Source organism: Streptomyces sp. NPDC052114, assembly GCF_040680155.1.
In the GTDB taxonomy this organism is placed as follows: Bacteria; Actinomycetota; Actinomycetes; order Streptomycetales; family Streptomycetaceae; genus Streptomyces.
This window is the reverse complement of record NZ_JBFAWC010000001.1, coordinates 391,828-403,847: the sequence shown is the minus strand read 5'-3', so window position 1 is coordinate 403,847 and position 12,020 is coordinate 391,828. Positions and strand designations below refer to the sequence as shown.

10 protein-coding genes are annotated in these 12,020 nt (G+C 73.3%); all 10 read right to left on the bottom strand.

Annotation, left to right across the window (positions count from 1 at the left end; all coding sequences use genetic code 11):
* Positions 1-14: 14 nt before the first annotated feature.
* The 10 genes from AB0L89_RS01610 to hrcA all read right to left on the bottom strand — a co-directional run bounded on the left by AB0L89_RS01610 (position 15) and on the right by hrcA (position 12,014).
* The gene (locus tag AB0L89_RS01610) at positions 15-1,205 is read right to left on the bottom strand and encodes a macrolide family glycosyltransferase (RefSeq protein WP_365132517.1); all 1,191 of its coding nucleotides are present in this window, start codon (positions 1,203-1,205) and stop codon (positions 15-17) included.
* Positions 1,206-1,377: 172 nt separating this feature from the next.
* Positions 1,378-2,379, bottom strand: coding sequence for an adenosine deaminase (locus AB0L89_RS01605; RefSeq protein WP_365132514.1), 1,002 nt, complete (start codon positions 2,377-2,379; stop codon positions 1,378-1,380).
* A gap of 70 nt (positions 2,380-2,449) precedes the next feature.
* Entirely contained in the window at positions 2,450-3,355 is a 906-nt protein-coding gene (locus AB0L89_RS01600; RefSeq protein WP_365132511.1) for a ribonuclease Z, read from the bottom strand.
* 15 nt (positions 3,356-3,370) lie between these two features.
* Complete coding sequence (locus AB0L89_RS01595) at positions 3,371-3,724, bottom strand: histidine triad nucleotide-binding protein (protein ID WP_365132508.1); 354 nt, start codon at positions 3,722-3,724, stop codon at positions 3,371-3,373.
* Between the two features lie 109 nt (positions 3,725-3,833).
* Positions 3,834-7,058 carry a S41 family peptidase gene (locus AB0L89_RS01590; protein ID WP_365133923.1) on the bottom strand — a complete coding sequence of 1,075 codons (3,225 nt, stop codon included), beginning with the start codon at positions 7,056-7,058 and terminating at the stop codon, positions 3,834-3,836.
* A gap of 73 nt (positions 7,059-7,131) precedes the next feature.
* Positions 7,132-7,665 (bottom strand): hypothetical protein, encoded by a 534-nt coding sequence (locus tag AB0L89_RS01585; RefSeq protein ID WP_365132505.1) that lies wholly within the window; start codon positions 7,663-7,665, stop codon positions 7,132-7,134.
* 280 nt (positions 7,666-7,945) lie between these two features.
* Positions 7,946-8,686, bottom strand: a complete 741-nt coding sequence (locus AB0L89_RS01580) for a 16S rRNA (uracil(1498)-N(3))-methyltransferase (protein ID WP_365132502.1) — start codon at positions 8,684-8,686, stop codon at positions 7,946-7,948.
* Positions 8,683-9,756, bottom strand: coding sequence for a nitronate monooxygenase (locus tag AB0L89_RS01575; RefSeq protein WP_365132499.1), 1,074 nt, complete (start codon positions 9,754-9,756; stop codon positions 8,683-8,685). Before AB0L89_RS01575 ends, AB0L89_RS01580 begins: the two co-directional genes overlap by 4 nt.
* A 101-nt stretch (positions 9,757-9,857) precedes the next feature.
* A complete protein-coding gene (gene dnaJ, locus AB0L89_RS01570) occupies positions 9,858-10,997 on the bottom strand; it encodes a molecular chaperone DnaJ (RefSeq protein ID WP_365132496.1) in 1,140 nt (379 codons plus the stop codon).
* Positions 10,998-12,014, bottom strand: coding sequence for a heat-inducible transcriptional repressor HrcA (gene hrcA, locus AB0L89_RS01565; protein ID WP_365132493.1), 1,017 nt, complete (start codon positions 12,012-12,014; stop codon positions 10,998-11,000). It lies immediately after the preceding gene.
* Positions 12,015-12,020 lie beyond the last annotated feature (6 nt).

Below are 12,020 nucleotides of genomic sequence, written 5' to 3'. Positions count from 1 at the left end.
GCGCAAGGGTGCGGCTACAGCTCCGCCTCGATCAGGTCGGCCGCCCGTGCGGTGCCGCCCTCGGCCCGCACCTCCGCCTTCAACTCGGCGCACCTGCGCGCCACTTCGGGGTCCGCCACCAGATCGAGCAGCGCACCCCGGAGCACCTCGGCGGTGGCGGCCGCCGTGTCGATGCGCCGCGCCACTCCCAGCTCCACGAGCCGGTCGGCGTTCAGCGGCTGCTCCGCGCCCTGCGGCACGGCGATCATCGGCACGCCGGAGAAGAGCCCTTCCGAGCTGCTCCCCATCCCGGCGTGGGTGACGAACGCGTCGGCCTGTTCCAGGATCGCCAACTGCGGCGACCAGGAGCGGACTTCGATGCTGGAGGGAAGGTCGTCGCCGAGTTCGGCGGGATCCACGTGCTTGCCGATCTGGAGCACCACGTGCCACCCGGGCAGGTCCCCGAAGGCGGCCACGCAGTTCCGGTAGAACTGCGGCTGCTGGGTGTAGGCCGAGCCGAGCGAGACCAGGAGCACCTTCTCGGCGCCCTCCGGCCGCGTCCAGCTCTGCCGCTTCGCGCGCTCCCCGAAGCAGGGCCCGACGAAGTCGATCCGCTCGGCGTCGACGGTGTCGGCGTGCGGCTGCATGGCGCGCGGAATCGTGGCGAGCGCCCGCGGCGGCACGCCGGAGAACTCCGCGACGTCCGGCGTGGTGGCCCCGCACCCGGCGAGCCACTCCTTGAAGCGGGCCTCCAGGACGTCGGCGCCCGGCAGTCGCGCGAGGTGCGCGCCGACCTCCTCCTGGTAGCTGCCCCAGGCCACGTAGGTGGGCGACAGCTGCACCAGCGGCCGCCCCTGCGCCTCGGCGAGCGCGCGGGCTACATAGGCGCCGATGTCGTACAGGTACAGGTCAGCGGGGTCGTCGTCGTACGCCGCGCGGAGCTGCGGGAGCACCGCCATCGCGTCGTCGAGGAAGAGCGCGCTGGCCTCGATCGGGTCCTCGGGCCAGATGTTGTCGTGGTGCGGGAGCGTCGACGTGTACGGCACGAGCTCGGCGCCGGTGGGCTCGATCAGGCCCGCGGCGGCCGGGTCGTTGGCGTACGTCACGCGGTGGCCGCGCGCGACCAGCTCGGTGATGATCTCCAGGCTGGGCAGCACATGGCTGACCATCGGGACGCCGATCATGGCGATGTGGGCACGGCGACGGGAAAGTCGGCGGGATGACATGGGAGTTCCTTCGGTTGCAGAACGTCACGGATGAAGGCACGGCGACCCGCCGCCCCGGCCCTCGTACGCGGGTGGGACCTCGCGTGGGGCGGGCGGTCGGGCCGAAGGGGCCGTGTCAGCCGTAGATCTGCAGGAAGGAGTCCATGCCGGGACGGTAACCCGGCACCGACGATCAGTCGAACGAATATTCCGCGACCTCGGCGAGATACCGCGCCCGCAGCGCCTCGTCCGCCGCGTCCCGGTCCAGGAAGGCCGCCTCGAAGGAGTTGCGGGCGAGCGTGCGCAGCCGCTCCTGGTCGAGGCCGAGGGCCTCGCGCACCGCGTGGAAGGTGTCGTCGACGTACCCGCCGAAGTAGGCCGGGTCGTCGGAGTTGACCGTGCACATCAGGCCCGCGTCGAGCATGCGCGGCAGCGGGTGCTCCTCCAGGACGTCGACGGCGCGCAGCCGGACGTTCGAGAGCGGGCAGAGCGTGAGCGGCACCCGCTCGCGCACCAGGCGCTCCACGAGCTCCGGGTCCTCCATGCAGCGCAGACCGTGGTCGACGCGCTCGACGCGCAGCACGTCCAGGGCCTCGGTGATGTACGACGGCGGGCCCTCCTCGCCCGCGTGGGCGACGAGCCGCAGCCCGAGGGCGGCGGCGGCCTCGTACACCTCCTTGAACTTGACCGGCGGGTGGCCGACCTCGGCCGAGTCGAGGCCGATGCCGATGATCCGGTCGAGGTGGGGCTTCGCGGCCTCCAGGGTGGCCATCGCGGACTCGGCGGACTCGTCGCGCAGGAAGCACATGATGAGCCGCGTGGAGATGCCGTGCCGCTCCTCGCCGCGGTCCAGCGCGCGGGACAGGCCCTCGATGACCGTGCCGATCTCCACGCCGCGCGCGGTGTGGGCCTGCGGGTCGAAGAAGATCTCCGCGTGCCGCACGCCCTGCGCGGCGGCGCGGGCGAGGTAGGCGTCGGCGAGTTCCTCGAAGTCGGCCTCGGTGCGCAGCACGGCCATGAGGCCGTAGTAGAGGTTCAGGAAGCTCTGGAGGTCGTCGAAGAGGTAGGCCTTGCGGAGCTCCTCGGTGTCGGCGTAGGGCAGTTCGACGCCGTTGCGCGCGGCGAGCGCGAAGGCGAGCTCGGGTTCGAGGGTGCCTTCGATGTGGAGGTGGAGTTCGGCCTTGGGGATCGGCATGGTGCGGTCTCGCTCGGTTCTGTGCGGGAGCCCCGGGGCCGTGGTGGCGTCCCCGGGGCTGCGGTGGTGCTCAGGTTCGTTTGGGCAGGGGGACGCGCAACAGGTCCCGGGCGACGGTGAGTTCGCCCTCGAAGCCGGCGGCGCGGGCCTGGTGCTCGTACGCGGTCGGGTCGGGGTAGCGCTGGCTGAAGTGCGTCAGGACCAGATGGCGCACGCCGGCCTCGGCGGCCACCCGGGCCGCCTGACCGGCCGTCAGGTGTCCGTGGTCGAGGGCGAGGCGCTCGTCCTCGTCGAGGAACGTCGACTCGATGACGAGCATGTCGCAGTCCTCGGCGAGCGCGTGCACGCCGTCGCAGAGCCGGGTGTCCATCACGAAGGCGAAGCGCTGCCCGCGCCGCACCTCGCTGACCTGGTCGAGGCCGACGCCCCCGAGGCTGCCCTCGCGCTGGATCCGTCCGACGTCGGGCCCCGTGATGCCGTGCCCGGCGAGCAGCTCCGGCAGCATCCGTCGTCCGTCGGGCTCGACGAGGCGGTAGCCGAAGGACTCGACGGGGTGCGAGAGCCTGATCGCGTCGAGGGTGTACGCGGCGGTGGCCGCCAGCACGCCGTCGGCGGCCACCGGGACCTCGGTGAGCGGCACGGTCTCGCGGTAGGCCGTCGCGTGGCGCAGCCGGTCGAAGAAGCGCTGCCCCGAGGCCGGGAAGTGGGCGGTGACGGGGTGCGGGACCCGGTCGAGGTTGATGCGCTGGATCACCCCGGCGAGGCCCAGGGAGTGGTCGCCGTGGAAGTGCGTGACACAGATCCGGTGCAGGTCGTGCGCGGCGACCCCGGCGCGCAGCATCTGGCGCTGCGTGCCCTCGCCGGGGTCGAACATGATGCCCTGGCCGTCCCACAGCAGGACGTAGCCGTTGTGGTTGCGGTGCCGGGTGGGGACTTGGCTCGCGGTGCCGAGCACCACCAGTTCACGTACGGACAAGGCGCGTTGTCCCCGCTATCCGGGCGGCCACTGGAGGCCGCGGCCGCCCAGGACGTGCGCGTGCGCGTGGAAGACGGTCTGGCCGGCGCCGGAGCCGGTGTTGAAGACGATGCGGTAGCTGTCGGACTTCTCCTCGGCGGCCACCTCGCCCGCCTCGCGCAGCACGTCGGCGGCGGCCTTCGGCTCGGCGGCGGCGAGCGACGCGGCGTCCGGGTAGTGCACCTTGGGGATCACCAGGACGTGGGTCGGCGCCTGCGGGTTGATGTCACGGAAGGCGAGAGTCGTCTCCGTCTCCCGGACGACGGTCGCCGGCACCTCACCCGCGACGATCTTGCAGAACAGGCAGTCGCTTTGCGCTTCGCCCGCCATGGGCCGCCTCCTAGCTGAGCAGGACGAGAACGATCAGTACGTTCGGCATGCTATCGGCCCGCGCCGCGGTGACCGGGGGAAGGTCACCGCGGCGCAGCGCCCGCGGGGCTCACTCCGAGCCGGGCACCGGGGGCGCGGCCTTCGCCGGGTGCTCCGCGAGCGCGGCCAGCGCGATGCGGACCGCCTCGTCCAACTGCGGGTCACGGCCCGCCGCGTGGTCCTCCGGCGTGATGACGACCTCGACGTCCGGGTCGACGCCGTGGTTCTCGACGCCCCACTCCTGGCCCTCCATCCAGAACCCGTACTTGGGCTGCGTCACCAGCGTCCCGTCGACCAGCCGGTAGCGGCTGTCGATGCCGACGACGCCGCCCCAGGTGCGCGTGCCCACCACGGGCCCGATGCCGAGCGCCCTGATCGCGGCGTTGACGATGTCGCCGTCGGAGCCGGAGAACTCGTTGGCGACGGCGACGACCGGGCCGCGCGGCGCGTCCATGGGGTAGCTGAGGGCGCGCGAGCCGCGGGGCAGGTCCCAGCCGACGATGCGGCGCGCCAGCTTCTCCACGACGAGCTGCGAGGTGTGCCCGCCGCGGTTCTCCCGGACATCGACGACCAGGCCCTCGCGGGCGACCTCGATGCGCAGGTCGCGGTGGATCTGCGCCCAGCCGGGCGCCTGCATGTCGGGCACGTGGAGATAGCCGAGGCGGCCGCCCGAGCGCTCGTGGACGTACGCCCGCCGGTCGGCGACCCAGGCGTGGTAGCGCAGCGGCTCCTCGTCGTCGACGGGGATCACCACGGCGTGCCGGGGGTCGCCGCCGCCCGACGGCGAGACGGTCAGCTCCACGGGCTTGCCCGCGGTGCCCACGAGCTGCGGTCCCGGTCCGGTGACCGGGTCGACGGGCCGGCCGTTGACCTCGATGACCGCGTCGCCGGGGCGGACCGCGACGCCGGGCGCCGCCAGCGGCGACTGCGCGGACGGGTCGGAGGTCTCCGAGGGGAGGATCCGGTCGATGCGCCACAGGCCGTCCTCGCCGCGCGAGAGGTCCGCGCCGAGCAGGCCCTGGCGGTGCGCGCCGCCCCCGCCGCCGGAGACGACGTACGCGTGGGAGGTGCCCAGCTCGCCCTGGACCTCCCAGAGCAGGTCGACGAGGTCGTCGTGGGTGGCGACGCGGGCCAGGACGGGGCGGTAGCGCTCCAGGACGGCGTCCCAGTCGACGCCGCCCATGTCGGGCCGCCAGAAGTTGTCCCGCATCAGGCGGCCCGTCTCGTCGTACATCTGGCGCCACTCGGCGGCCGGGTCGACGGTGTGGCGGACCCGGGAGAGGTCGACGGTGATGTTCGAATCGCTGTCGTCGTCGCCGGAGGCCCGCCGGTCGCTGGGCACGACCTTCAGCTTGCCGTCGGTCCACAGCAGGACCCGCTTGCCGTCGCCGGTGACCGCGAAGTGGTCGGCGTCCGCGGCCAGTTCCTCGACGCGGCGCTGCGCGAAGTCGTACCGCTCCAGCTCGGTCCTCGGCTCCGGGTCGTTCGGGGTGGCGCGGGAGGCGCCGAGCACGCCGCGCACCGGGTGGCGCAGCCAGAGCAGCCCGTCCTTGGCGGCACGCAGCGTGGTGTAGCGGGCGGCCTCGACCGGGAACGGCACGATCCGGTCGGCGAGTCCGTCGAAGTCGATGCGGGTGACGGGGGCGCCCTCGCTGTCGGGGGTCTCGGCGCCGGGGCCGTCCTGCGCGTCGAAGGGCCGGCCGTGGCGCTGCGGTCCGAACGGCGACGGGGTGGTCGCGGCGAGCGTGATCAGGTGGGGCCGCGAGCCGCCGACGAAGGCCAGGTCGAAGACGTGCTCGTCGTAGACCGGGTCGAAGGCGCGCGCGGAGAGGAACGCGAGGTGCTTGCCGTCGAGCGTGAACGCGGGCGCGTAGTCACGAAAGCGCAGCGGGGTCGCCTCGGACACCGAGAGGTCGGCGGTGTTGGCGAGTCTGAGCTGGCGCAGCGGGCGCGGCCCGGGGTGCGACCAGGCCAGCCACGCCGAGTCGGGCGAGAAGACCAGGCCGGTGGCCTCGCCGTCCTCGCTGCGGTCGACCTCGCGCACCTCGCCGCTCTCGCGCTCGACGAGCAGGACGCGGCCGTCGTGCGAGGCGACCGCGGCCCGGGAGCCGTCCGGCGCGACGGCGAGCGACAGGACCCGGCCGAGCTGGCCCGCGGCGAGCCTGCGGGGCGTCGCGCCGGGCGCGGGGCCGGTGGCGGGGGCGAACTCCAGGGCCTCGTCGCCCTCGGCGTCGGTGACCCACACGACGTGTTCCTCGCCCTGGACGCGGAAGGTGCGGGGCAGCCGGGCGCGCACGCCGTGCCGGGCGGCGAGGGCGCGGGCGGGGCCCTCGCGGTGCGTGACCCAGTGCACGGAGCCGCGCACGGAGACGGCGCTGCCGCGTCCGGTGTGGTCGGGGGCCGCGGCGCCGAACCAGCGGGCGGCGGTCACGGGGTGCGGCTGGAGGTCGGTGCGCTGCCCGCCGAGCCGGACGTCGAGCCGGCGCGGCTCGGCTCCCGACAGGTCGTCCAGGATCCACAGTTCACCGGCGCAGGCGTAGACGACGCGGGTGCCGTCGGTGGCGGCGTGCCGGGCGTAGAAGCCGTCGAGCGGCGTGTGCCCGCGCAGGTCGGAGCCGTCGGGCAGCGAGGAGTACAGGGCCCCGACGCCTTCGTGGTCGGAGAGGAAGGCGATGCGCTCCCCCACCCAGAGCGGGTACTCGATGTTCCCGTCGAGCTCCGCGTGGACGCGTACGAAACCGGCCTCGTCGTCCCCGTCGGACCGCCGGATCCACAGCTTGCCCGCGGTGCCGCCCCGGTACCGCTTCCACCAGGCGGCCTCGCGGCCCATCGGCGCGGACAGCAGCAGGACCTGCCCGTCGGGCCCGTGCGCGACGTCGCCGACCATGCCGTACGGCAACGTGGCCGCGGGTCCGCCGTCGAGCGGGACGGACCGCGCCCAGGTGCGGCGCAGCGAGGCCTGGCCCTGGGCGCTGATCGCGAGGACCTGCCCGTCGGGCGTCCAGCCGCGCACGGCGGCCTTCGGATCGCCCCAGTACGTCAGCCGCGTGGAGGGGCCGCCGTCCAGCGGCGCGATGTGCACCTCGGGCGCTCCGTCGCGGGTGGACGTCCAGGCGACGGTCGTGCCGTCCGGGGAGATCCTGGGGTGGTTCACGGGCATGTTGTCGGCGCTGACCCGCCAGGCGCGGCCCCCGTCGAGGGGCGCGACCCAGACGTCGTCCTCAGCCGTGAACGTCGCCAACTCGCCGTGAACGTGCGGGAAACGAAGGTACGCAGTCTGTGTCACATCGCCCAGCCTAAGCAGGCTCCGCGCGGGCCGACACCGGTTTGGATCACTTGCTCCCGGGCCGTCCGCGCGGGGTGCCCGCTCACTTTCCGGGGACGCAGTCGCAGGTCGGCTGGGGCTGGTGCTCCGGAGGCGCGGTCACCGTGACGGTCGTGGTGGGACCGGGCTGGGGCTCTTCGTGCGAGGGCTCCTGGGAGGGCTGGCCTCCGCCGCCGTTCCCGCCGTTGCCGTTCCCGCCGTTGCCATTGCCCCCGTTCCCTGTGCCTCCGTTGCCGGAGCCGTCGTCGTCGCCCGCGGCGCAGTCGCCGAGGACGTCGACGCGGAACCACTCCTTGTTGCCGACCCTGGCGGTGAGGTTGCCGCGCACGCAGGCCCCGTCCACGACGGAGTACACCCGGCCCTTGATGGTGATGTCCGTGCCGTCGGAGGTCTCGCCCTGGCAGTCCACCTTGACGACCGGGTCGGAGGTCGCCGACCCGGTGTGCGGCGTGACTCTGTCCTCGAAGGCGGCGGTGCAGCTGAGCCAGGACACGTCGACGCCCTGCCGCTCCAGCTCCTTGGTGCCCGCCTCGTCGGTGGTGATCGCGACCGCGGAGGTGTTGATCTGACCGTCCACGGGGTCGCACGCGGTGGCCCCGAGCGCGGCGGCGGCCGCGACCGAGACCGCGAGAACCAGTCGCCGCCCGCGCGTACGCGACGGCGGACCGTGCGCCGGGCGCTTGCCCGGGCGGTGTGTCGAGCGGCGTCGTATGCGCCTTAATGCCCCCATAGGCGGCAGCGTGCCACCGCGAACCCCCGTGCGGTAGACCGGATTGCGTCCTGTGTCCACTTGTCCGGCGCCCGCACCCGGACGTCCGAAAGCGGCCCTGCCGGGCGGGGCGCGGGCCCCGGCGCGGTCAGCTCCAGCGGCCCGTACGGCCGAGAAGCAGCGCCGTCGCCGCCGTGCCCGCGGTCGAGGTGCGCAGCACGCTGGGACCCAGCCGGTAGGGCCGCGCGCCCGCCTCGGCGAACGCCGCCAACTCCTCGGGGGACACGCCCCCTTCGGGCCCGACCACCAGCACGATGTGCCCGGACTCGGGCAGTTCGGCCGTCGCCAGCGGCTCGCTGCCCTCCTCGTGCAGGACGGCCGCGAAGTCGGCGTCCGCGAGCAGGGCGGCGACCTGCTTGGTCGAAGCGGCCTCGGCCACCTCGGGGAAGCGGACCCGGCGCGACTGCTTGCCCGCCTCGCGCGCGGTGGCCCGCCACTTGCCGAGGGCCTTGAGGCCGCGGTCGCCCTTCCACTGCGTGATGCAGCGCGAGGCGGTCCACGGCACGACGGCGTCCACGCCGGTCTCCGTCATGGTCTCCACGGCCAGTTCACCGCGGTCGCCCTTGGGCAGCGCCTGCACGACGGTGATCCGCGGCGACTCCTCGGGCTCCTCGGCCACGGAGTCCATCTGCACGATCAGCCGGTCCTTGCCCTCGGTGCCGAGGACCACGCAGTCCGCCCAGCGCCCGGCGCCGTCGGTCAGCACGACGTCCTCACCGGCGCGCAGCCGCTTCACCGAGACGGCGTGCCGCCCCTCGGGGCCGTCCACCACGTACCGTCCGCCGGCGCCCGCGTCGAAGTGGTCGACGACGAAGACCGGGGCGGTCACGCGGCGCCCTCCGCGGCCGACGACGCCTTGGCCTCGGCGAGTTCGGCCACCAGGACCTCCACGAGCCGTCCCGCGGGCAGCTCCCGGGCGAGCCGGTGCCCCTGCCCGGCCCACAGCGCCATGGCCTGCGCGTCACCGGCCTTCGCCGCGGCCTTGCGCAGCCCGCTGGTGAGGTGGTGGACCTGGGGGTAGGCGGCGGGCGCGTAGGGGCCGTGCTCGCGCATGAAGCGGTTGACGAGGCCGCGCGCGGGGCGCCCGGAGAAGGCGCGGGTCAGCTCGGTCCGCACGAAGAGCGGGTTGGTCATGGCCTGCTTGTGCAGGGCGTTGGCGCCCGACTCGGGGGTGACGAGGAAGGCGGTGCCGAGCTGCGCCGCGTCGGCGCCGGCCGCGAGGACGGCGGCGATCTGCGCGCCGCGCATCAGCCCGCCGGTGGCGACGAGGGGGATCTGCACGGTCTCGCGGACCTGCGTGATCAGGGAGAGCAGCCCGATCCCGGCGCCGTCGGTCTCCGGGTTGTCCTTGTGGGTGCCCTGGTGTCCGCCCGCCTCGATGCCCTGGACGCACACGGCGTCGGCGCCCGACCACTGGGCGGTCTGCGCCTCCTCGGGGGTGGTGACGGTGACGACGGTGAGGGTGCCGGCCCGCGCGAAGGAGTCGAGGACGTCGCGGGTGGGGCACCCGAAGGTGAAGGAGACGACCGGCACGGGGTCGTCGAGCAGGATCGCCAGCTTGGCGTCGTACCCGTCGTCGCGCCCGCTGTCCGGGTCGCCGAGCTCCGTCTCGTACCAGGTGGCCTCGCCGGCGAGCTGGTTGCGGTAGACCTCGACGGCGGCGGTGTCCGCGTACTCGGGCTGCGGCATGAAGAGGTTGACGCCGAAGGGCCGCGAGGTCAGCGACCGCAGCTGTTTGATCTCCTGGTACATCCCGTCGGCGGTCTTGTAACCGGCGGCGAGGAACCCGAGCCCGCCGGCCTCGGAGACGGCGGCGGCCAGCTGCGGGCCGGACGCGCCGCCCGCCATGGGGGCCTGCACGATCGGGTGGCGGCAGAGATCGGTCAGTGCGGAGGACATGACCGCATCGTGCCACGTCCTCCCGCCCCGGCCGAATCACCCCTTCCGGGCATACGACGGCGGGGCACCCCCGAGAGGGGGGTGCCCCGCCGTGCCGGGCGCTACCGCCCGTTGAACGCGTCCTTGAGGCGCGAGAAGAGTCCCTGCTGACCGGGCTGGAACTGCCCCGTGGGCCGCTCCTCGCCCCGCATCTTCGCCAGCTCCCGCAGCACCCGCTCCTGCTCCGGGTCGAGCTTGGTCGGCGTGAGGACCTCGACGTGCACGATGAGGTCACCGCGCCCGCCGCCCCGCAGATGCGTCACACCGCGGCCGTGCAGCGGGATCGACTGCCCGGACTGCGTACCGGGACGGATGTCGACCTCCTCCATGCCGTCGAGCGTCTTCAGCGGCACCTTCGTGCCGAGCGCCGCCGCGGTCATCGGGATGGTGACGGTGCAGTGCAGGTCGTCGCCGCGCCGCTGGAAGACCTCGTGCGGCAGCTCGTGGATCTCGACGTAGAGGTCACCGGCGGGACCGCCGCCGGGGCCGACCTCGCCCTCGCCCGCGAGCTGGATCCGCGTGCCGTTGTCGACACCGGCGGGGATCTTCACGGTCAGCGTCCGCCGCGACCGGATGCGGCCGTCACCGGCGCACTCCGGGCACGGGGTCGGCACGACCGTGCCGAAGCCCTGGCACTGCGGGCACGGCCGCGAGGTCATGACCTGGCCGAGGAAGGACCGCGTGACCTGCGACACCTCACCGCGACCGCGGCACATGTCGCACGTCTGGGCGGAGGTGCCGGGAGCGGCGCCCTCACCACTGCACGTCGTGCAGACGACGGCCGTGTCGACCTGGATGTCCTTGGTGGTCCCGAAGGCGGCCTCGTCGAGGTCGATCTCCAGCCGGATCATGGCGTCCTGGCCCCGGCGCGTGCGCGACCGCGGCCCCCGCTGCGACGCCGTCCCGAAGAACGCGTCCATGATGTCGGAGAAGTTGCCGAAGCCGCCGGCGCCGAAGCCGCCCGCGCCCTGGCCGCCGCCCGCCTGGGACAGGGGGTCGCCGCCGAGGTCGTAGACCTGCTTCTTCTGCGGGTCCGACAACACCTCGTACGCGGCGTTGATCTCCTTGAAGCGCTCCTGAGTCTTCGGATCCGGATTCACATCCGGGTGAAGCTCACGCGCCAGCCTCCGGAAGGCCTTCTTGATTTCGTCCTGGGAAGCGTCGCGGCGCACGCCGAGTACGGCGTAGTAGTCCGTGGCCACTTACGACTCCGCCAGGATCTGTCCGACGTAACGTGCCACTGCGCGTACTGCTCCCATCGTTCCCGGATAGTCCATGCGGGTCGGTCCGACCACGCCCAGCTTGGCGACTGCCTCGCTGCCCGAACCGTAGCCGACCGAGACCACGGACGTGGAGCTGAGTCCCTCATGGGCGTTCTCATGACCGATCCGTACGGCCATACCCGAATCCTGCACCTCACCAAGCAACTTGAGGAGCACGACCTGCTCCTCCAGAGCTTCCAGGACGGGCCTGATGGTGAGGGGAAAGTCATGTCCGAAGCGGGTGAGATTGGCGGTTCCGCCGATCATCAGCCGCTCCTCGGTCTCCTCCACGAGGGTTTCGAGGAGGGTGGAGAGGACGGTGGAGACCGTACCCCGGTCCTCGGTCTCGAATGCCTCGGGCAGGTCCTGCACGAGCTGCGGCACATCCGCGAAGCGGCGGGCCGCGACCCGGCTGTTGAGCCGCGCCCGCAGGTCCGCGAGCGCCGTCTCGCCGAACGGCGCCGGGCAGTCGATCATGCGCTGCTCGACCCGGCCGGTGTCCGTGATCAGCACGAGCATCAGCCGCGCGGGAGCCAGCGAGAGCAGCTCCACGTGCCGCACCGTCGAACGGGTCAGCGAGGGGTACTGCACGACGGCGACCTGCCGCGTCAACTGCGCGAGCAGGCGCACCGTGCGCCCCACGACGTCGTCGAGGTCGACGGCGCCGTCGAGGAAGTTCTGGATGGCCCGGCGCTCGGGCGCGGTCATCGGCTTGACGCCGGCGAGCTTGTCGACGAAGAGCCGGTAGCCCTTGTCCGTCGGAATGCGCCCCGCACTGGTGTGGGGCTGGGCGATGAACCCTTCCTCCTCCAGCGCCGCCATGTCGTTGCGGACGGTGGCCGGAGAGACACCGAGCCGGTGCCGCTCGGTGAGCGCCTTGGAGCCGACGGGCTCCTCCGTGCCCACATAGTCGTGGACGATGGCGCGCAGCACTTCGAGCCTGCGTTCACTGAGCATCGCGCA